This is a genomic window from Kitasatospora sp. NPDC059648 (assembly GCF_042734825.1).
Classification (GTDB): Bacteria; Actinomycetota; Actinomycetes; order Streptomycetales; family Streptomycetaceae; genus Kitasatospora.
This window is the reverse complement of sequence record NZ_JBHWDU010000012.1, coordinates 70312-90823: the sequence shown is the minus strand read 5'-3', so window position 1 is coordinate 90823 and position 20512 is coordinate 70312. Positions and strand designations below refer to the sequence as shown.

The window sequence follows — 20512 nt, the reverse complement described above, 5'->3', positions numbered from 1 at the left end:
GGAGACGCCGTTGGCGCCGGCGGCGAACACCTCCAGGCGGCCGTCCGCGGACCGCGTCGACACCACCCGGCCGGACTTCGCCGGATACACCAACGGAACCGGGCGGGGGCCGGATCCGGGCGTGCAGGGCATGGTGATGCCGCGGTCCGCGAGGTAGGGGATCGGGTCGGTGCGCACGGTGGCGTCGGCGTCGGCCCAGACCCGCAGGTGCAGGTGCGGGCCGCTGGACTCGCCCTCGCTGCCCATCAGGGCGATCTGCTGACCGGCCGTCACGTGGTCGCCGGCGGCCACGTCCCGCTCGCGCATGTGGCCGTACTCGGTGATGGTCCCGTCGGGGTGCAGGATGCGGATCCACTGGCCGTAGCCCTGTGCCGGGCCGGAGGCCACCACCTGGCCGTCGCCGACCGCGTAGATCGGCGTGCCGTAGTCGTTGGCGATGTCGATGCCGTTGTGCTCCGGGGTGTAGCCCTGGGAGATGTACCCGGCGGCGGGGCAGGAGGCCGCGAACCCGGCGACCGCGGCGGGGGCGGCCCCGGCAGCGGCGGTCGGTACGGTGGCCGGCAGCAGCAGGGCGGCGGCCAGGGCCAGGCGCGGAGCGCGGCGGGAGAGGGAGCGGAACACCGGGGCGCCCCTCAAGCCTTGCGCAGGCGGTCGATGATGCCGTCGATGTCCTGCCGCATCAGGTCGGGCCGGATGACGTGGCCGCCGGGCACCTCGTGCGAGTCGTGCGGGATGCCGGCCTGGTCCAGCAGGGAGCGGAACTCCCGCTGCCCGGCGAGGACCTGGGGCTCGTTGACGCTGCTGAACCAGTCGACCGGATCGGGGCTGGTGCCGGCCACCAGGAAGACCCGCTTGTTGCGGTAGCTCTCGATCCGCTCCACCGGGTTGTCGGCGCTCACCCGCGCCTGGTCCCAGAGCGGCACGCCGTAGATCGTGCCGCCCGCCAGGTCCAGCGTGGCGGAGGAGGCGTTGGCCCAGTGCGCGACCAGGCCGCCGTCGCGGCGCAGGCTGGCCGGCCCGGAGTGGGCGCTGACCGAGGCGAAGTGCCCGTAGTACTTGGCGGCGTACTTCAGCGCGCCGAATCCGCCCATCGAGAAGCCGGACACCGCTCGGCCGTCGTACTCGGCGAAGGTGCGGAAGTTCGCCTCGACCCACGGCAGCAGCTGGTTGATGTGGAACTCCTCCCAGTTGCGCGGGCCGACGTCGGAGCTGACCGGGTTGGAGTACCAGCCGGCGTGGCCGCCGTCCGGCATCACCACGATGATCGGCTTGCCGGCGGTCCAGTCGCGCACGCCCATCCGGTCGAAGGTGATGAAGTCCTGGTCGGTGCCGCCTCCGTGGAACAGGTACAGCACCGGGTAGGTGCGCCCGCTCGTCCAGTAGTCGTCCGGCAGCAGTACGTTCACGCCGGGGTTCCAGCCGATCGCGGAAGTCTGGAAGCGGTAGTACCACATCCGCGGGTCGCTCTCGTTGCGGTCGACGACGGTCAGACCGAAGCCGTTGTCGGCGGCCGCGGCGGGCCTCGCCGACGCCAACTGGCCCGCGGTGCCGAGCGCGAGTGCGGCGCCGAGCCCGCCGACGGACTTGAGGACGCCCCTGCGGGTGGGGTGGTGCGCGGTCAACCTGGCCTCCTGGGAACGCGTGACGGCGGTCCGTCCCGGACCGCCCGGTGACGAGCGTTTGGGACGGTAGCCACATGTCGCGCTGCGCAGAACCCGGAACCATACGGACTGACAGGAGCGGACCGGGCGTACTCGCGCCGCACCTGCGAGCGGTGCGGGCCGCTCGTCGGAGCGGACCGTGGCTCGGGCCGTGGGGCGGATCGGGTAAAGCGGGGCAAAGCCGGGGTCAAGCTGGGTGAAAGCTGGGAGGCGCCTGGAAACCAGCTGAATTGACGCTCCGTCAAGTCACGTGGCCGGAACCGACAGTTCACTGACGAGGTCTTGTCGGGGCATTTTCTACGCGCGTATCTTGAGGGCGCCGCGGGGGACGGGATCCGTTCCCCGCTTTCTCTCCCCCATCCTTCTACGCGAGTAGCGCCCGCTGCCCGAGCTAGGAGCCGTGCCCCGGTGACCACCGCCCCCGCACCCCGCCCCCGCAGAGCCGCCCTGCTGCGCACCGCCGTCGCCCCGGCCGCGCTGGCCGCCTCGCTGGTGCTCGTCCCGCTGCCGCTCGCCAACGCCGCCGGCGCGGTCGCCGCCCCGCCCGCGCCGATCGAGCCCGGCCCGCTGCGGATCCACGACATCCAGGGCACCACCCGGATCTCCCCGCAGGCGGGGAAGCCCGTCACCGGCGTGCCCGGCATCGTCACCGGCGTGCGCGCGTACGGCAGCGTCAAAGGCTTCTGGCTGCAGGACCCGAACCCGGACGCGAACCCCGCCACCAGCGAGGGCATCTTCGTCTACACCGGCGGAAACCCGACCGTGAAGCTCGGCGACTCGGTCCTGGTGAGCGGCAAGGTCAGCGAGTACTACCCGAACTACTCCGGCGGCTCGCAGTCCACCACCGAACTCACCGGCCCCGCCGTCACGGTGCTCTCCGCGGGCAACCCGCTGCCCGCCCCGGTGGTCGTGGACACCCGGAACATCCCCGGCACCTACACCCCGCCGGCCGGGCCCGACGGCAGCATCGACGCCGGGCAGCTGAACCCGGAGAAGTACGCCCTGGACTTCTACGAGTCGCTGGAGGGCATGCTCGTCCGGGTCAAGGACGTCCGGGTGATCCAGGCGACCGACAAGTACAACGAGCTGTGGGTCGCCGCCGACCGCCAGGACCAGCGCAGCAAGCGCGGCGGCGTGCTGTACGAGTCCTACCGGGAGCCCAACGTCGGCCGGCTGATGGTGCAGCAGCAGGCGCCCGTCTCCCAGCAGCCCTTCCCGGTGGCCAACGTCGGCGACGAGCTGACCGGCACCACCACCGGCCCGCTGGACTACAACCAGTTCGGCGGCTACACCCTGGTCGCCGGCACCATGGGCACCCTCAAGGACAACCACCTCCAGCGCGAGGTCACCGCCCAGGCCGGCGAGCGCGAACTCACCATCGCCACCTACAACGTGGAGAACCTGGCCGCCACCAACCCGGACGCCAAGTTCGCCGAGCTGGCCCAGGGCATCGTCACCAGCCTGCGCTCGCCCGACATCGTCGCCCTGGAGGAGATCCAGGACGACAACGGCGCCAAGAACGACGGGACGGTCGACGCGAGCCAGACCGTCGCCAAGTTCCTCGCCGCGATCAAGGCGGCCGGCGGCCCCGCCTACGACTGGCGCTCGGTCGACCCCCAGGACGGCAAGGACGGCGGCGAGCCCGGCGGCAACATCCGCCAGGTCTTCCTGTTCAACCCCCAGCGGGTCACCTTCACCGACATCCCCGGCGGCGCCGCCACCAGCGCCGTCGGCGTCACCGGCACCGGCGCCGCCACCAGTTTGACCGCCTCGCCCGGCCGGATCGATCCGACCGACGAGGCCTGGACCAACAGCCGCAAGCCCCTGGTCGGGCAGTTCACCTTCCGCGGCCAGAAGGTCTTCGTGATCGCCAACCACTTCAACAGCAAGGGCGGCGACCAGGGCATCGACAGCCGCTTCCAGGCCCCCACCCGCGGCTCCGAGGTGCAGCGGCTCAGGCAGGCCGCCGTCGAGCAGGCCTTCGTCGCCCGGCTGCTGGCCGCCGACAGGCAGGCCCGGATCGTCTCGCTCGGCGACTTCAACGACTACCAGTTCTCGCCCGCGCTGGCCACGCTCACCAAGGGCGGCGTGCTGCGCGACCTGGTGAACGAGCTGCCGGAGACCGAGCAGTACTCGTACGTCTACCAGGGCAATTCCCAGGTGCTGGACCACATCCTGGTCAGCCCCGAGGTCGGCTACGCCAAGTACGACGTGGTGCACATCAACGCCGAGTTCGCCCGGCAGGCCAGCGACCACGATCCGCAGGTGGTCCGGATCAAGCCGTGAGCCCACGGCCGCAGTGCCCCGGGGATCGAGCCCCGAGCCCGCGGCTATAGTGCCTCCGCTGCCGGTGATCACCGGCAGCGGAGGCTTCTTCGTACCTCGGGGGGACGGCATGGAGTACCGGATCGAGCGGATCGGCCGGGAGGACTGGGAGCGGCTGCGCACCATCCGGCTGGCCCAACTCCTCGACACCCCGATGGCGTTCGGGGAACCCTACGAGTACGCCCGGATCCAGGGCGAGGGCAACTGGCGGGCCCGGACGGACTGGCTGAACGAGCCCGGCCGGGTCGGCCTGGTCGCCGTGGACGGGACCGACCAGTGGGTCGCCACCATGCTCTCGACCCCGAGCATCAAGGCCGAGACCGTCGACCTGATCGGCGTCTGGGTCGACCCGGCGCACCGCGGCCGCGAACGCGGCGTCGCCGACGCCCTGCTGGACGCCGTCATCGCCTGGGCCCGGGACGGCGGCGCCAGGTGGATGCTGCTCGGCGTCCACGAGGCCAACCACCGCGCCGCCGCCTTCTACCGGCGGCGCGGCTTCACGTACACCGGCGGCGAGACGCCGTACGTGCTGGACGAGGCCGCCCGGATCCTGGAGATGCGCCTGCCGCTGGACTAGGGCATCACGTAGTCCGCCAGGTGCTCACCGGTCAGCGTCGAGCGGGCCGCGACCAGCTCGGCCGGGGTGCCCTCGAAGACCACCCGCCCGCCGTCGTGCCCGGCGCCCGGGCCGAGGTCGATGATCCAGTCCGCGTGCGCCATGACCGCCAGGTGGTGTTCGATCACGATCACCGACTTGCCGGAGTCCACCAGCCGGTCCAGCAGGCCGAGCAACTGCTCGACGTCCGCGAGGTGCAGACCGGTGGTCGGCTCGTCCAGGACGTAGACCCCGCCCTTGTCGCCCATGTGGGTGGCCAGCTTGAGCCGCTGGCGCTCACCGCCGGACAGCGTGGTCAGCGGCTGTCCGAGGCTCAGGTAGCCGAGGCCGACGTCGGCGAGCCGCTCCAGGACCCGGTGCGCGGCGGGCAGCTTCGCCTCCCCGGCGCCGAAGAACTCCTCCGCCTCGGTCACCGACATCGCCAGCACCTCGCTGATGTCCCGGCCGCCCAGCCGGTACTCCAGCACCGAGGCCTGGTAGCGCCGGCCCTCGCAGTCCTCGCAGGTGCTGGCGACCCCGGCCATCATCGCCAGGTCGGTGTAGACCACGCCCGCGCCGTTGCAGCTCGGGCAGGCACCCTCCGAGTTGGCGCTGAACAGGGCCGGCTTCACGCCGTTCGCCTTGGCGAAGGCCTTGCGGATCGGGTCGAGCAGCCCGGTGTAGGTCGCCGGGTTGCTGCGCCGGGAGCCCTTGATCGCGCCCTGGTCGACGTACACCACGCCTTCCTCCGCCGGGATCGAGCCGTGGATCAGAGAGCTCTTCCCGGAGCCGGCGACCCCGGTGACCACGGTGAGCACCCCGAGCGGGACGTCCACGTCCACGTTCCGCAGGTTGTGGGTGTCCGCGCCGCGGATCGCCAGCTTGCCGGTGGGCGTACGGACCGCCTCCCGCAGCGGGGCCCGGTCCGCCAGGTGCCGCCCGGTCACCGTGCCGCTGTCGCGCAGCCCGGCCACACTGCCCTCGAAGCAGAGCGAGCCGCCCGCCGCACCGGCCCCCGGGCCGAGGTCCACCACGTGGTCGGCGATTGCGATGGTCTGCGGCTTGTGCTCCACCACCAGCACCGTGTTGCCCTTGTCCCGCAGCCGCAGCAGCAGGTCGTTCATCCGGCTGATGTCGTGCGGGTGCAGCCCGGTGGTGGGCTCGTCGAAGACGTACGTGGCGTCGGTGAGCGAGGAGCCCAGGTGGCGGATCATCTTGACCCGCTGCGCCTCGCCGCCGGAGAGGGTGCCGGAGGGGCGGTCCAGCGAGAGGTAGCCGAGGCCGATCTCCACGAAGGAGTCCAGCACCTGCTGCAGCGCGGTGAGCAGCGGCGCCACCGAGGGCTCGTCCAGTGCGCGGACCCAGTCGGCGAGGTCGCTGATCTGCATCGCGCAGGCGTCGGCGATGCTGATCTTCCCGATCTTCGAGGAGCGAGCGGCCGCGCTCAGCCGGGTGCCCTCGCACTCCGGGCAGGCGGTGAAGGTGACGGCGCGCTCCACGAAGGCCCGGATGTGCGGCTGGAGGGCGTCCTTGTCCTTGGACAGCATGGACTTCTGGAGCTTGGGGATCAGGCCCTCGTAGGTGACGTTGACCCCGTTGACCTTGACCTTGGTCGGCTCCCGGTGGAGGAAGTCCTGGAGCTCCTTCCCGGTGTACCTGCGGATCGGCTTGTCCGGGTCGAGGAAGCCCGAGTTGGCGTAGACGCCGACCGTCCACCAGCTGTCCGGCTTCCAGCCGGGGATGAGGATCGCGCCCTCGGCGAGCGACCTGGTGTCGTCGTACAGCTGGGTGAGGTCGATGTCGGAGACGCTGCCCCGGCCCTCGCAGCGCGGGCACATGCCGCCGGTGATGCTGAAGCTGCGCCGCTCCTTGACCGTCTGGCCGCCGCGCTCGTAGCTGATCGCGCCGGCCCCGCTGACCGAGGGGACGTTGAAGGAGAAGGCCTTGGGGGAACCGATGTGCGGCTTGCCGAGCCGGCTGAACAGGATGCGCAGCATCGCGTTGGCGTCGGTGGCGGTGCCGACGGTGGAGCGCGGGTCGGCGCCCATCCGCTGCTGGTCGACGATGATCGCGGTGGTCAGCCCCTCCAGGACGTCCACCTCGGGGCGGGCCAGGGTGGGCATGAAGCCCTGGACGAAGGCGCTGTAGGTCTCGTTGATCAGCCGCTGCGACTCGGCGGCGACGGTGTCCAAGACCAGCGAGCTCTTGCCGGAGCCGGACACCCCGGTGAACACCGTCAGCCGGCGCTTGGGGATGTCGACGCTGACGTCCTTGAGGTTGTTCTCGCGGGCGCCGTGCACCCTGATCAGGTCGTGGCTGTCGGCGACGTGCGGCTCGGCCATCGTTCTCTTCGCTCCCTGGCGGTCGGTGGTCGGCGGGCTGTCCGGACGGGACGGGACGGGTCCGGGCCCGCCCCGGCCTTCGACGGTCGGGGCGGGCCCGGGTGACTCAGCGCACTTCGTTGAAGCGGATCATGTTGCCCGCGGGGTCGCGGAAGGCGCAGTCCCGGATGCCGTACGGCTGCAGGGTCGGCTCCTGGACGAGCTCGGCGCCGCCGGACTTCAACCGGTCGAACACCCCGTCCAGGTCGGCGGTGGCGAGCACCAGCCGGGCGTACGTTCCCTTGGCCATCATCTCGGTGATGGTACGCCGCTCCTCCTCGGTGATGCCCGGGTCCGCGAACGGCGGCTCCAGCACCAGCGACACACCGGGCTGGCCCTGGGGGCCGACGGTGATCCACCGCATGGGACCGCCGCCGACGTCCTGGCGGACCTCGAAGCCGAGCAGGTCGCGGTAGAAGGCCAGGGAGGCCTCGGGGTCGGTGTGGGGGAGGAAGGTCCAGTGAATGGTGATGTCGTTCATGGCCCCCACGCTAGGGGCGGCCTCCGGGAGGGCGCTTCTCGAATCCTGACCGGTTCCCCGCCGGCCTCCGGGGTCACGTGCGCGAGGGCGCTCGCCCGACCCCCCGATCGGGCGAGCGCCGGTCCGTGGCTCAGGCGCGGCAGCGCAGCAGCTCCAGCGGCGGGTGGGCGAGCGCGTCCGCCCAGAAGTCGTCGCCGAACTCGCGCAGGCCCTCCTCGGAGATCTGCAGCGGCACCCACTCCAGGTCGTGGAACCCGGCCGCCCGCAGGGACCGCTCGTAGACCTCGCGGCGCGGACAGGTGGCGACGATGCTGATCGGCTGGGGGTCGAGCAACGCGGTGACCCGCACCCGCGGACCGGCCTCGGCCTCCTCGCCGGTCGGCTCGCAGCGGAACCCGTACCGCTCCAGGGACTCGCAGTCGAAGCGGTAGTCGGGCTTCTGGGCGAAGACGAAGAAGTCACCGCCCGGCACCAGACTGCGGTGGATGTTGCGGCACATCCGCTCCAACGCCGCCACGTCCTCGGCGTAGTTGAGGCACTGCACCGCCAGTGCTGCATCGAACTGCCTTCCCGGCGAGGCCAGTTCGGACACGTCTCCGACCTCGTAGCGGATGCCGAGCGGGTCGCGCTCCTCCAGCGCCCGCGCCGCGGCGATCATCTCGGTGGAGATGTCGATCCCGAGCACCTCGGCGGCGCCGCGCCGCCGGAGCTCCCGGCTGTAGAAGCCGGTGCCGCAGGCCAGATCGAGGACGGACCTGCCGCGCACGTCCCCGACCAGGGCCAGCACGCTCGGCACCTCCCCGTAGCGCACCAACGGCAGGGCCTTGAAGCCCTCGAACGCCTCGCCGATCCGGTCGTACTGCTGCACGCTCATCGCGCCGTCCTCCCCTGTGGTCGGCCCCGTCCGGCCGAATGCTGCGGCCACGGCCCGGGACGCGCCGTGGCCTCCGCCGGGAAGTCTTCCGCAGCCCTGAGGGGCCGACGTACTGGCAGAAGCCACGAATCAGCGGCGGCGGGCGAGGTGCACGGTGATGTCGGCGTCCAGTTCGACGCGCTCCGGCAGCACCGCCAGGATCCGGCGGAACGCCCTTTTTCCGGGCGGCGTCCGACAGCACGGCGTAGGCCGAGACGGTCGACAGCAGGCCGACGTACTCCTGCGACGCAGCGCGCGCTCAGGCATCCCGGACGCCCGGCAGGGCCAGCCACTCCTGCCAGGTGACGTCGCGCCCGAGGAAGCGCGGCCGCCGGAACGGCCACTCCTCGGCGATCCACCGCGGCACCAGGGCGTCCAGCGCCTGCTCGACCTCGCTGCCGACCAGCTCGTCCACCACCCACCAGGAGATCTCGCCGTCGGCACCGGCCCGCTCCGGCGGATCGATGTACACGCATCCGCGCACCGCCGTCTCGGCCCGGTCCAGCAGCACGTAGTTGAACGACTCGTGCGCGGCGATCTCCCGCTCGTGCCGCGCCAGGTCCACCCGGTTCGCCTCCGCCGTCATCGTCTCCGACGGCCACCCCCAGGCGGCCCCGAAGATGCCGAACAGCCGCTCCCGCGACCCCATCACGGCCGGGTAGTCCATCGGCGCGTCCGCCTCCCGGATCGGCCGCAGGTGGTACGCCCCGTCGAGCAGGGGGACGTGGACGGGGTGGACGAAGTCAGCAGGAAGCCAGGTCATGCGGCCGAGGCTATCCAGCGACGGGCCGTCGGCGCACGGAATATCGCCCCCCCCACCTCGGGCGCCCGCCCGGACCGAAGACACGAACGCCCGCCGGCGCCATGTTGAGTTGGTCTCACGGCGACCGGCGACGGGAGAGGCACGTGCCAGAGCACCGACCCGACGGCAACAGGCCACCGACCGGCGACCGGACCGTCCTCCTGATCCTGGTGCTCGTGACGGTGCCCTTCGTCCTGTTCCTGCTGTGGATCTGGCTCTCCTCCGGCACCGGCCCCTGGGGAAGCGGCGACACCCCTCCCGGCCCCGGCCACATCTGAGGCCACGACCCCAGCCGCTCCAGCGTCCGGAAGCTCAGATGGTCCAGCCCCAGCCGCTTCGCCTCCGCGGGCGACATCTCCTTGATCTCCCGGGCCTTGGCCAGGCGGCGGTCCTTGAGGAAGGTCGTCTCCGGGTCGAATCCCGGCCTCGGTTCGTGAGGCAGAGCCCGCAGCGGGCTTCCGCTGCGATAGCCCGTTTCCGCCTCCAGCAGGTGCTCAGCCCGCAACCGAGCCCGCACCAACTGGTCCTCGGTCAGGTCGGACAGCACCACCGACTGCCGTGAGACCGCAGGGCCCTCCGAGGCCGCCGACCGCAGGTCGGGGTGATTCGCCAGCCAGCGCAACGACCGGCGTTCACGTTCGCCGCCCGGCCCCGCCAGGACGATCCGCCCCAGATGCGGCTCGATCTCCTCGACCGTCCAGTCGACGCCGCCGAGCCGCAGCCCCGCCCCCGGCGCGACCAGCACCGCTGCCCGGCTCACGACCGCCCCCTGGCGGCCGGCTGTCCGAGCCAGACCAGGGAGCCGTCTTGCAACGGCGATCCGAGGTCCACTCCCAGCCGCCGGTGCCAGAGCAGGGGGACCGCCTCGACCCGAGCCAGCTCCGGCCACTCGGTCGATCCCACCAACTCGGCAAAGGACCGCGGCCGTTCGGCCGCCGCGGCCAGGAGCTGCGGCTGCAGGCCCAACGGGTCCTTGCGTGGCCGGCGCCTGGCCAGCAGGGCGTCCAGCACCCCGAGGACGTGCGGGCGCCAGCCTCCGACGACGGTGTAGTGCCAGCCGGCCGCAGAGGCGACCTCGCGCGTCGCGGCGAATTTCAGCGCGTCCTCGTCCTGAACCAAGGGGGCGGGGCGGACGTCGAACAGCCAGCCGCCGTCGGGCATCAGCGCGAGAAAGTCCGGGACGTGGGCCGACCGGCCACCGGTGTGCTCGAAGTCCAGGCGGAACGGCTGCGGCAACACCTCCCGGACGCGCACGAAGTCCAGGGCCCGCAGCAGATCCCGCTCCTCCAGCGACTCGAAGCCGTGTTGCCGGCCGGTGGAGACCAAGGGCTCCAGCCCCGGCCGGTGCCGTTGCCGCGGCCGCCAGGTGAAGCGGCGAACCGGCCGTGAATCCAACACCGGCACCGACCCCAGATCCCGCACCGGCCAGACGACCTGACCGCCGTCGAACATCCACGTCGTCGCCCACCGCCGCGGCCAGTCCCCATGGAGTACCAGCCGCTGACGGAAGGCGTCATCGCCGGTGAACTGGCTGACCAGCGACGCCAGATCGCACACATCCGACCGAAGCCCCGGCCCAGTCCGCGCACTCATGCTGCAACGACACCACCGGCGCGAGCACGGCATGCCGAGGATTCCCGAAAGAGGACGCTACCCCGGCAAGTTTCACCCAGCCGAGTGATCCACAACCGGCTGCAATGACGGCTGGTGCTCGTTCGCAGGCACGTTGTCGCCAACTCCGAAGATGCCGAAGCGCTACTTGATCAAGTGGAAATCAGGATGTTGCAGCCATGCCTGCAGGAACTCCGCATCTCCGACGTGCCGAACCCACCGCCCTCCACCCCCGGTGTCATAGGAAACCTCGGCAACATTCCCCGGCAGCACTGACGCCAGTACCCTCGCCCGGGCCAGCACAGCCTCGTTGCCCGTGTCGTCTCCCGCGACGGGACGGCTGCTCAGTAGACCGTCGAAGTCGACCAGTGCATCGAGGCGGCGAGCGAAAGCGAGCGCCAAGTGGCCGAGCAGCACGTGGTTCACCGAGCCCGAACAGCCAGCGCCGACTACCAACCCCTGCACCGGTGGACGCGAGAAGGCCGAGTAGTCCTCGTCATCGGCGGGCATCTCCTCGTCCTCTGACAGGAAGAACACGCCGACGTCAGTTGGATCGAAGGCCCGCAGACCCAGGGCCGAGCCGTCTCTTACCCAGAAATCCACGTCGCCGCCTGCCTTGGTGTCCACCGGGTCGCAAAAGGTCTCCAACCACGGGACCACGTCGGCCAGGATGTCCGCGAACCCGCATGGTTCGAAGAGCCACAATCCAACGGCCGGTCCCGACATATCGCCCCCAAAGCCTCATGGCCCAAATGCCACTGGGTCAGGTTCTACCAGGACCCGACGGCGGGCGTCTGAGCATTTCGGGCCGTAGCCTGCCCTGGTCAACAGGTCCCGCGCTGACGCGACAGTGAGCGTGCCGAGCCGCAGTCACTGTGACTCAGCACGCTACTTGTCGCTAACCGCACTACTCGACGTGCGCTTCTTCGGGTGAGTCAGCACGACGACTGTCGCCGATTCGGCGAGGTGTCTGTCGGCTGGTGATCGTTCGGCAAGCAAGTTGTCGCCAACTCCGAAGAAGTCGCTCGCCGACGGCTGACGCGCAAATTGATGAAACTGGGGACCACGGGGCCGTCCAAAACGGTGTCGTACGCGGCTTCGCCGGGCCCGTGGCAGCGATGCGGCGCCAGTTTGCGACCTCGGGATCGACCATCTCCAAGCAGGCTCTCACCCGCCCGTCTACGCACTCGGCAAACATGGCCTGACCTGGTGTTTTCCAGAGATTCGCCTAGGCTGAGGAGTTCTGCTGAACAACATCGGAGGGGACATCATGAGCGAGGAAGCCAGCAAGTACGACGCCAGCCAGATTCAGGTGCTGGAGGGGTGGGAAGCCATCCGGAAGCGGCCTGGGATGTACATCGGCTCGACCGGTGAACGCGGCCTGCTTCACATGGTCTTCGAGGTCGCCGACCGGGCCGTGAACGAGGCCCTCGCCGGCCACGCCAGCTGCGTCGCCGTCACCCTCACACCCGACGGCGCTGTGCGTGTCGCCGACGACGGGCGGGGTGTCCGTATCGACGAATCGGGAGCCAGCGGCATTTCCGGCCTCGAAGCCCTGCTGACCCGGTTTCAGACCGGGCCGGCAACCGGAGGCCGCCACGACGTGACGCTCGGCTTCTGCGGGGTGGGACCCTTCATCGTCAACGCCCTGTCGAGCCGGATGACGGCCGAAGTGCGGCGCGGGGGAGCCCGCTGGGTTCAGGAGTACGCGCGCGGGGTGGCCGTCACCCCGCTCACCGAGGCGGGCACGTCGACCGGTAGTGGGACCACCATCACCTTCTGGCCCGACGCTGACATCTTCGGAACCGCGGAGTACTCGTTCGACGGGCTGGCTGAGCGTTTCCGGGAACTGGCTTTGTTGAACCGGGGCTTGGAGATCTCTCTGACCGATCAGCGCCTCCCGGGCGAGTCCCGGTCGGCGCGGTTCCGGTACCCCGACGGCGCGCGAGACTTCGTGGCCATCCTTGACGAGCAGAAGGAGGAACCCGTTCATCCGCACATCATCGGCTTCGAGCGGGAGGAAGCGCGGATGGCAGGGACGGTGGAGGTGGCCCTGCGTTGGCGTGCCTCCCACGACGAGCGGGTCCGGAGCTTCGCCAACAGCCGGCCCACTGACGGCGGCACACACGAGCGCGGCTTCCGCGACGGGGTAGCGGCCGCCGTCACCGTATACGCACGGGAGCGGCTGCTGCTGAATGCGACGGATCCCGACCTCGACGCCGATCGGATCGGCGAAGGTCTGACAGCGGTCGTGTCGGTGAAGCTTGACCATCCCGAGTTCGAGGGCTCCACGCGCGGCTGGCTGGGTAACGCCGCAGTGCGCGCCTGCGTCGAACAGGCCGTCCAGGAACACCTCGGCAAGTGGCTGGAAGGACACCCGGAACAGGCCGCAGCCGTCATCGACCGGATCATCCAGGGCGCCCGCCGGGACTGACCAGGAACAGGCCGCCCTGCCGGTCCCCGGGAATCGGGGTCGGCAGGGCGGCCTGCAGCACACGGCGGTCGACCCTGGGCTCGAAGCCGTCCAAGGGAGAAGAAGTCGCGCTTCGGTGGGGCTGTTAGGTGGACGACAGATCCGGTGCTGACCCGACAGTTAGCGTGCCGAGTCACGTCACTCAGTGTGGCGGGAGCCTGGAGCCGCCGCCTATCGGTTCCAACCGCCACCTACCACTTCCAGTCACAGCCGGGTAGCTCACCGGGGAGTGACGCGGCAGCAAAACAAGCAGGCATGATTGCTTTTTTCCTGGGCCGGTGCCACGCTGCTGCCCGGCGGCACGCGTGCCGGGTGTCGTCAACCCACCGGCAGGGGAGGCGCTTTGGCGCGCGCGAGCTCGGTACTGCGGATCGGTAACGCCTCGGGGTTCTACGGGGACCGCTTCGCGGCGGTGCGGGAGATGCTGACGGGTGGGCCGCTGGACGTGCTCACCGGGGACTACCTCGCCGAGCTGACCATGCTGATCCTGGCGCGGGACCGGCTGAGGGATCCGTCGCTCGGGTACGCCCGGACGTTCCTGCGGCAGATGGAGGAGTGCCTCGGGCTGGCCCGGGAGCGGGGCGTGCGGATCGTGGTGAACGCGGGCGGCGTCAACCCGGCCCGACTCGCCGATCAGCTGCGGGAGTTGGCGCAGCGCCTGGGGGTTCCGACCGCCGTCGCCGTCGTCGAGGGCGACGACCTGCTGCCGCGCCGGGAGGAACTCGGGCTGCCGGAGGGTGCACTGGCCGCCCATGCCTACCTCGGCGGGTTCGGGATCGCCGCCTGCCTTGACGGGGGCGCGGACGTCGTGGTGACCGGACGGGTGACCGACGCCGCACTGGTCGCCGGGCCCGCGATCGCCCACTTCGGCTGGACGGCCGCCGACCTCGACGCCCTCGCCGGGGCGGTGGTGGCCGGGCACGTGCTGGAGTGCGGCGCCCAGGCCACCGGCGGCAACTACGCCTTCTTCGGCGAGCACGACGTGGACCACCCCGGCTTCCCGCTGGCCGAGCTGTACCCGGACGGCTCCAGCGTGATCACCAAGCACCCCGGCACCGGCGGAGCCGTCACGATCGGGACCGTCACCGCCCAACTCCTCTACGAGACCGGCGGATCGCACTACCCGGGCCCCGACGTCACGGCCCGGCTGGACACCGTCCGGCTCACCGAGGACGGCCCGGACCGGGTGCGGATCGACGGCGTGCGCGGCGAGGCCCCGCCGTCCACCCTGAAGGTCGGCTGCAACAGCCTGGGCGGCCACCGCAACGAGGTGGTGTTCGTGCTCACCGGCCTGGAGATCCAGGCCAAGGCCGCCCTGGTGCGGCGCCAGTTCACGGCCGCCCTGCCGCCCGGGTCCCGTCCGGCCGAGCTGTGCTGGACGCTCGCCCGCACCGACCACCCGGACTCCGCCACGGAGGAGGCCGCCTCGGCCCTGCTCCGGCTGACCGCCCGCGACCGCGACCCGGCCAAGGTGGGCCGCGAACTAGGCAAGGCCGCCGTGGAGTTGGGCCTCTCCGGGTACCCGGGCTTCCACCTCACCACCCCGCCCGGTCCGGGCGCGCCGTACGGGGTGTTCAGTGCCGCGTACGTGGACGCCGAGCTGGTCGAGCACGCCGCCGTGCTGCCGGACGGCCGCCGGATCGCCGTCCCGCCCGCCCCGGTCACCGGCAAACCCGCCGGAGTCCGGCAGGAGTTGCCCGAACCGCTGCCACCGGGCCCGACCCGGCGCGCCCCGCTCGGGCTGCTGTTCGGGGCCCGCAGCGGGGACAAGGGCGGCGACGCCAACCTCGGCGTCTGGGCCCGCAGCGAAGAGGCCTGGCGCTGGCTCGCGCACACCCTCACCGTCGAGAAGCTGTGCGAACTCCTGCCCGAGACGGCGGAGTTGCCCGTTGCCCGGCACCTCCTGCCGAACCTCAGGGCGGTCAACTTCACCCTCACCGGCCTGCTCGGCGAGGGCGTCGCCGCCCAGCACCGCTTCGACCCCCAGGCCAAGGCCCTGGGCGAGTGGCTGCGCTCGCGCCACGCCGACCTTCCGGAGGTTCTCCTGTGACCGTCCTGCCCACCCGTGTCGACCCGGCCGGGCCCGAGTACGCCGAGCACCGGGCCGCTATGATCGCCAAGCTGGCCGCGCTGGACGGCGAGCACGCCAAGGCGCTGGCCGGGGGCGGCCCCAAGTACGTGGAGCGCCACCGCAGGCGGGGCAAGCTGCTGGCCCGGGAGCGGATCGAGCTGCTCGTCGACGAGGACTCGCCGTTCCTGGAGCTGTCCCCGCTGGCGGCCTGGGGCAGCGACCACCCGGTGGGCGCGGCGCTGGTCACCGGCATCGGCGTGGTCGAGGGCGTCGAGTGCGTGATCACCGCCAACGATCCGACGGTGCGCGGCGGCGCCAGCAACCCGTGGACCCTGCGGAAGGCGCTGCGGGCCAACGAGATCGCGCTGGACAACCGCCTCCCGCTGGTCAACCTGGTCGAGTCCGGCGGCGCCGACCTGCCCAGCCAGAAGGAGATCTTCATCCCCGGCGGAGCCCTCTTCCGGGACCTCACCCGGCTGTCCGCCGCCGGCGTCCCCACCGTGGCCGTGGTGTTCGGCAACTCGACGGCCGGCGGCGCCTACGTGCCGGGGATGTCCGACCACACCGTGCTGGTCAAGGAGCGCGCCAAGGTCTTCCTCGGCGGCCCGCCGCTGGTCCGGATGGCCACCGGCGAGGAGGCCGACGACGAGTCGCTGGGCGGCGCGGAGATGCACGCCCGCACCTCCGGCCTGGCCGACCACTTCGCGGTGGACGAGCGGGACGCGCTGCGGACCGCCCGCCGGATCGTCGCCCGGCTCGACCACCGCAAGCCGGGCCCTGACCCGGACCGGTGCGCCGAGCCGCCGAAGTACGACGAGGAGGAGCTGCTCGGGATCGTCCCCGGGGACCTCAAGGTGCCCTTCGACCCGCGCGAGGTGATCGCCCGGATCGTCGACGGCTCCGATTTCGACGAGTTCAAGCCGCTCTACGGCACCAGCCTGGCCACCGGCTGGGCCCGGCTGCACGGCTACCCGGTGGGCATCCTGGCCAACGCCCAGGGCGTGCTGTTCAGCGCGGAGTCCCAGAAGGCCGCCCAGTTCATCCAGCTGGCGAACCAGCGGAACACCCCGCTGCTGTTCCTGCACAACACCACGGGCTACATGGTCGGCAAGGCCTACGAGCAGGGCGGCATCATCAAGCACGGTGCGATGATGATCAACGCCGTCGCCAACTCGAAGGTCCCGCACCTGTCCGTGCTGATGGGCGCCTCCTACGGGGCCGGCCACTACGGGATGTGCGGCCGGGCGTTCGAGCCGCGCTTCCTGTTCTCCTGGCCGAGCGCCAAGTCCGCCGTGATGGGCCCGCAGCAGCTCGCCGGGGTGCTGTCGATCGTGGCCCGCCAGTCGGCCGCCGCCAAGGGGCAGCCGTACGACGAGGACGCGGACGCCGCGATCCGGGCGATGGTCGAGGAGCAGATCGAGGCGGAGTCGCTGCCGGTCTTCCTGTCCGGCCGGCTCTACGACGACGGCGTGATCGACCCGCGCGACACCCGTACGGTGCTCGGCCTGTGCCTGTCCGCGATCCACAACGCGCCGGTCGAGGGCGCGCGCGGCTACGGCGTCTTCCGGATCTGAGAGGGCAACCGACCATGAGCACGATCACCAACCTGCTGGTCGCGAACCGGGGCGAGATCGCCCGCCGGGTGTTCCGCACCTGCCGGGAGCTCGGCATCGCGACCACCGCCGTGCACTCCGACCCGGACGCCGGCGCCCCGCACGTGCGGGAGGCCGACGCCGCCGTCCGGCTGCCCGGTGCCGCGCCCGCCGACACCTACCTGCGCGGCGAGCTGATCGTGCGGGCCGCGCTGGCGGCCGGGGCCGACGCCGTCCACCCGGGGTACGGATTCCTGTCCGAGAGCGCGGAGTTCGCCCGGGCCGTGCTGGACGCGGGCCTGGTGTGGGTCGGCCCGCCGCCGGCCGCGATCGCCGCGATGGGCTCCAAGACCGCGGCCAAGCGGCTGATGGCCGCGGCCGGGGTGCCCGTCCTGGGCGCGCTCGACCAGCCGACCGAGGCCGACCTGCCGGTGCTGGTCAAGGCGGCGGCGGGCGGCGGCGGCCGCGGCATGCGCGTCGTGCGGGACCTCGCGGACCTGCCCGCCGAGATCGAGGCCGCCCGGGCCGAGGCGGCCAAGGCCTTCGGCTCGGACGAGGTGTTCTGCGAGCGCTACCTGCCCACCGGCCGGCACGTCGAGGTCCAGCTGCTGGCCGACGCCCACGGCACGGTCTGGGCGGTCGGGGACCGCGACTGCTCGCTCCAGCGGCGGCACCAGAAGGTGGTCGAGGAGGCCCCGGCACCCGGGCTGCCCGCCGACGTACGGGCCGAGCTGCACGCGGCCGCGGTGAACGCCGCCCGGGCGATCGGTTACGTCGGCGCCGGAACCGCCGAGTTCCTGCTCGCCGAGGACGGCCGGTTCTTCTTCCTGGAGATGAACACCCGCCTCCAGGTCGAGCACCCGGTCACCGAGGCGGTCACCGGACTGGACCTGGTCGCGCTCCAACTCGCCGTCGCCGAGGGGGAGGAGCTGCCCTCGGCCACCCCGCCGCCGACCGCCGGCCACGCGATCGAGGCCCGGCTCTACGCGGAGGACCCGGGCAGGGCCTGGCAGCCCGCCACCGGCACCCTGCACGGGTTCGGACTCGCCGTCGAGCACACCGAGTTCGCCGACGGCCCGGTGCGGCTGGACTCCGGTGTCGAGTCCGGCAGCGAGATCACCCCGCACTACGACGCGATGCTCGCCAAGGTGATCGTCCGGGCGCCGACCCGTGCCGCCGCCGCCCGCCGGCTGGCCGACGTGCTCGCCCGTGCCCGGATCCACGGCCCGGCCACCAACCGGGAGCTGCTGGTCCGCGCGCTGCGGCACCCGGCCTTCCTCGCCGGACGCCTGCACACCGGCTTCCTCACCGAGCACGCGGCCGAGCTCACCGCCGCCGACACCGAGGGCGCCGGGCGAGCCGCCCTGGCCGCCGCCCTCGCCGACGCCGCGGCCCGACGGCCCGCCCTGCCGTCCGGCTGGCGCAACCTGCCCTCCCAGCCCCAGTCCAAGCGCTACCGGGCCGCGGACGGATCGGAGTCGGAGGTCCGCTACCGCCTGACCAGGGCCGGGCTGGAGGCCGACGGCCACCCCGAGGTCGAACTGGTCGGCGCCACCGCGGACCTGGTCGTCCTGCGGGAGGGAGCGGTCCAACGCCCGTACGCCGTGGCGCGCTACGGCGACCGGGTGTACGTCGACACCCCGACCGGCAGCACCGCGCTGACCGTGCTGCCGCGCTTCCCCGACGCCACCGCCCGGACCGACCCGGGCGCACTGCTCGCCCCGATGCCCGGCACCGTCCTGCGCACCACCGCTGCCGCCGGTGACACCGTCACCGCCGGGCAGCCGCTGCTCGTGCTGGAGGCGATGAAGATGGAGCACCGCGTCACCGCCCCCGCCGACGGCATCCTGGCCGAACTCCGCGTCGCCCCCGGCGAACAGGTCGAGCTCGGCACCCTGCTCGCCGTCGTCAAGTCCACCGAAGCAGCCTGAGACCCCCGTACCGTCTGAGGAAGGACCCCCGCATGTCCGGCATCGGCAGTCAGCTCCTCGAAACCCCCGAACGCACCGCCCTGCGCAAGGCCGTCGGCGACCTCGGCCGCCGCTACGGCTCCGCCTACTACCTCGCCAAGGCCCGGGCCGGCGAGCCCGCCGACGAACTGTGGGCGGAGGCCGGCAAGGCCGGCTACCTGGGCGTCAACCTGCCCTCCGAGTACGGCGGCGGGGGCGGCGGCATCAGCGACCTCGCCATCGTCCTGGAGGAACTCGGCACCGCGGGCTGCCCGTTGCTGCTGCTGATCGTCTCCCCGGCGATCTGCGGCACGGTGATAGCCCGCTACGGTACCGAGGAGCAGAAGCGGCGCTGGCTGCCCGGTCTGGCCGACGGCACCCGCCGGATGGCCTTCGGCATCACCGAGCCGGACGCGGGCAGCAACTCGCACCGGATCTCCACGGTCGCCCGCCGGGACGGCGAGGACTGGCTGCTGACCGGCCGCAAGGTGTTCGTCTCCGGCATCGACCACTGCGACGCCGTGCTGTTCGTGGCCCGTACCGAGGACGCGCGCACCGGCAGGCTCAAGCCCTGCCTGTTCGTCGTGCCGCGCGACACCCCCGGCTTCGAGTACCGCGCGATCCCGATGGAACTCGTCGCCCCGGAGAAGCAGTTCCAGGTCTTCCTGGACGACGTCCGGCTGCCCGCCGGCGCCCTGGTCGGGGACGAGAACGCCGGTCTGCTCCAGCTGTTCGCCGGCCTCAACCCGGAGCGCGTCCTGACCGCCGCCTTCTCGCTCGGCCTGGCCCGCCAGGCGCTCGGCAAGGCGGTGGAGTACGCCAGGACCCGCACCGTCTGGTCCACCCCGATCGGCGCCCACCAGGGCCTGGCGCACCCGCTGGCCCAGTGCGCGGTGGAGATCGAGCTGGCCCGGCTGATGACCCAGAAGGCCGGGCTGCTCTGCGACGCGGGCGAGGACGCGGCCGCGGGGGAGGCCGCCAACATGGCCAAGTACGCCGCCGGGGAGGCCGCCGCCCGGACGGTCGACCAGGCGGTGCAGACCCTCGGCGGCAACGGCCTCACCCAGGAGTACGGCCTGGGCGCGCTGCTGGCCGCCACCCGGGTCGGCAGGGTCGCCCCGGTCAGCCGGGAGATGGTGCTCAACTACGTCGCCCAGCACACCCTCGGCCTGCCGAAGTCGTACTGATCCGGCGAACCGGTCCAGCGGGCTCCCGTCAGGTGGGCGAACACCACGGTGTCGGACTCTTGCCCGGCCTTCCGGTCGAGCTTCCCGCCGCAGGTGATCAGCCGGAGCTCGGCCCGCTCGGTGGGTCCGTGCCCCAGGGCGTCGGGGAAGTCCCGCTTCGGGACGACCCGGACCGAGTCGACGGCGAACACCGCGGCGCGCCGGTCCTTGCGGGTCACCTCGACGGTGTCGTCCACGCGCAGCAGTCCGAGCCGGTGGAACGCGGCCGGTCCGCTGCGGATCTCGCGTGGCCGGCCACGAGGGCGTTCCCGGCGGCGCCCGGCGCGGTGCCGTCCCGGTACCAGCCGGTCAGGTTGCGCTGGTCCGTCGGCGGGGCGGAACGGCGACCGGACGGCCCTGATCGGCGGCCTCACCGGGGCGCGGGTCGACTACGCCCGGCACGCCGCCTCGGTCGAGCGGGTCGCCGCCGGG

Annotated in this window: 17 protein-coding genes; 7 read left to right on the top strand and 10 right to left on the bottom strand. The window is 72.0% G+C overall.

Annotated features, from left to right (window positions below; genetic code table 11):
- Both ACFV1W_RS10615 and ACFV1W_RS10610 read right to left on the bottom strand, forming a co-directional pair.
- The coding region (locus ACFV1W_RS10615) for a M23 family metallopeptidase (protein ID WP_380415045.1) at window positions 1-621 on the bottom strand (621 nt) is incomplete at its 3' end.
- 11 nt (window positions 622-632) lie between these two features.
- The gene (locus tag ACFV1W_RS10610; protein ID WP_380415043.1) at window positions 633-1622 is read right to left on the bottom strand and encodes an alpha/beta hydrolase; all 990 of its coding nucleotides are present in this window, start codon (window positions 1620-1622) and stop codon (window positions 633-635) included.
- 447 nt (window positions 1623-2069) lie between these two features.
- Between ACFV1W_RS10610 and ACFV1W_RS10605 the strand changes: the two genes are divergently transcribed.
- Window positions 2070-3947: an endonuclease/exonuclease/phosphatase family protein gene (locus tag ACFV1W_RS10605; protein WP_380415041.1), complete on the top strand. Its 1878-nt coding sequence runs from the start codon at window positions 2070-2072 to the stop codon at window positions 3945-3947.
- 64 nt (window positions 3948-4011) lie between these two features.
- Window positions 4012-4563 (top strand): GNAT family N-acetyltransferase, encoded by a 552-nt coding sequence (locus tag ACFV1W_RS10600; protein ID WP_380415039.1) that lies wholly within the window; start codon window positions 4012-4014, stop codon window positions 4561-4563.
- Here ACFV1W_RS10600 and ACFV1W_RS10595 read toward each other — a convergent pair.
- The 7 genes from ACFV1W_RS10595 to ACFV1W_RS10565 all read right to left on the bottom strand — a co-directional run bounded on the left by ACFV1W_RS10595 (window position 4560) and on the right by ACFV1W_RS10565 (window position 11495).
- Complete coding sequence (locus tag ACFV1W_RS10595) at window positions 4560-6923, bottom strand: ATP-binding cassette domain-containing protein (RefSeq protein ID WP_380415038.1); 2364 nt, start codon at window positions 6921-6923, stop codon at window positions 4560-4562. The genes ACFV1W_RS10600 and ACFV1W_RS10595 overlap by 4 nt on opposite strands.
- Window positions 6924-7029: 106 nt before the next feature.
- Entirely contained in the window at window positions 7030-7443 is a 414-nt protein-coding gene (locus ACFV1W_RS10590; protein ID WP_380415036.1) for a VOC family protein, read from the bottom strand.
- Window positions 7444-7573: 130 nt separating this feature from the next.
- Complete coding sequence (locus ACFV1W_RS10585) at window positions 7574-8317, bottom strand: class I SAM-dependent methyltransferase (protein ID WP_380415035.1); 744 nt, start codon at window positions 8315-8317, stop codon at window positions 7574-7576.
- 298 nt (window positions 8318-8615) lie between these two features.
- A complete protein-coding gene (locus ACFV1W_RS10580; protein WP_380415033.1) occupies window positions 8616-9119 on the bottom strand; it encodes an N-acetyltransferase in 504 nt (167 codons plus the stop codon).
- A gap of 115 nt (window positions 9120-9234) precedes the next feature.
- Window positions 9235-9918, bottom strand: coding sequence for a hypothetical protein (locus tag ACFV1W_RS10575; RefSeq protein WP_380415031.1), 684 nt, complete (start codon window positions 9916-9918; stop codon window positions 9235-9237).
- Window positions 9915-10784: a TnsA-like heteromeric transposase endonuclease subunit gene (locus ACFV1W_RS10570; protein ID WP_380415030.1), complete on the bottom strand. Its 870-nt coding sequence runs from the start codon at window positions 10782-10784 to the stop codon at window positions 9915-9917. The genes ACFV1W_RS10575 and ACFV1W_RS10570 overlap by 4 nt, the downstream gene beginning before the upstream one ends.
- 129 nt (window positions 10785-10913) lie before the next feature.
- Window positions 10914-11495, bottom strand: a complete 582-nt coding sequence (locus ACFV1W_RS10565; RefSeq protein WP_380415028.1) for a DUF6368 family protein — start codon at window positions 11493-11495, stop codon at window positions 10914-10916.
- Between the two features lie 544 nt (window positions 11496-12039).
- Here ACFV1W_RS10565 and ACFV1W_RS10560 point away from each other — a divergent pair.
- From ACFV1W_RS10560 to ACFV1W_RS10540, 5 genes are all read left to right on the top strand, one after another.
- Window positions 12040-13203 carry an ATP-binding protein gene (locus ACFV1W_RS10560; RefSeq protein WP_380415026.1) on the top strand — a complete coding sequence of 388 codons (1164 nt, stop codon included), beginning with the start codon at window positions 12040-12042 and terminating at the stop codon, window positions 13201-13203.
- Window positions 13204-13585: 382 nt separating this feature from the next.
- Window positions 13586-15292 (top strand): acyclic terpene utilization AtuA family protein, encoded by a 1707-nt coding sequence (locus tag ACFV1W_RS10555; protein ID WP_380415025.1) that lies wholly within the window; start codon window positions 13586-13588, stop codon window positions 15290-15292.
- Entirely contained in the window at window positions 15289-16887 is a 1599-nt protein-coding gene (locus ACFV1W_RS10550; protein WP_380415023.1) for an acyl-CoA carboxylase subunit beta, read from the top strand. Before ACFV1W_RS10555 ends, ACFV1W_RS10550 begins: the two co-directional genes overlap by 4 nt.
- A gap of 14 nt (window positions 16888-16901) precedes the next feature.
- A complete protein-coding gene (locus ACFV1W_RS10545) occupies window positions 16902-18836 on the top strand; it encodes a biotin carboxylase N-terminal domain-containing protein (protein WP_380415022.1) in 1935 nt (644 codons plus the stop codon).
- 32 nt (window positions 18837-18868) lie between these two features.
- On the top strand, window positions 18869-20041 hold the full coding sequence (locus tag ACFV1W_RS10540; RefSeq protein ID WP_380415020.1) for an acyl-CoA dehydrogenase family protein: 1173 nt from the start codon (window positions 18869-18871) through the stop codon (window positions 20039-20041).
- On the opposite strand, the gene ACFV1W_RS10535 is transcribed toward ACFV1W_RS10540, so the two are convergent.
- Complete coding sequence (locus ACFV1W_RS10535; RefSeq protein ID WP_380415018.1) at window positions 19999-20454, bottom strand: sortase domain-bontaining protein; 456 nt, start codon at window positions 20452-20454, stop codon at window positions 19999-20001. The genes ACFV1W_RS10540 and ACFV1W_RS10535 overlap by 43 nt on opposite strands.
- Window positions 20455-20512: the final 58 nt, after the last annotated feature.

Coding starts and splice junctions, on each gene's coding strand:
- ACFV1W_RS10595 (WP_380415038.1), bottom strand. CDS start 6,923: ATGGCCGAGCCGCACGTCGCCGACAGCCACGACCTGATCAGGGTGCAC.
- ACFV1W_RS10565 (WP_380415028.1), bottom strand. CDS start 11,495: ATGTCGGGACCGGCCGTTGGATTGTGGCTCTTCGAACCATGCGGGTTC.
- ACFV1W_RS10590 (WP_380415036.1), bottom strand. CDS start 7,443: ATGAACGACATCACCATTCACTGGACCTTCCTCCCCCACACCGACCCC.
- ACFV1W_RS10570 (WP_380415030.1), bottom strand. CDS start 10,784: ATGCCGTGCTCGCGCCGGTGGTGTCGTTGCAGCATGAGTGCGCGGACT.
- ACFV1W_RS10560 (WP_380415026.1), top strand. CDS start 12,040: ATGAGCGAGGAAGCCAGCAAGTACGACGCCAGCCAGATTCAGGTGCTG.
- ACFV1W_RS10585 (WP_380415035.1), bottom strand. CDS start 8,317: ATGAGCGTGCAGCAGTACGACCGGATCGGCGAGGCGTTCGAGGGCTTC.
- ACFV1W_RS10540 (WP_380415020.1), top strand. CDS start 18,869: ATGTCCGGCATCGGCAGTCAGCTCCTCGAAACCCCCGAACGCACCGCC.
- ACFV1W_RS10580 (WP_380415033.1), bottom strand. CDS start 9,119: ATGACCTGGCTTCCTGCTGACTTCGTCCACCCCGTCCACGTCCCCCTG.
- ACFV1W_RS10545 (WP_380415022.1), top strand. CDS start 16,902: ATGAGCACGATCACCAACCTGCTGGTCGCGAACCGGGGCGAGATCGCC.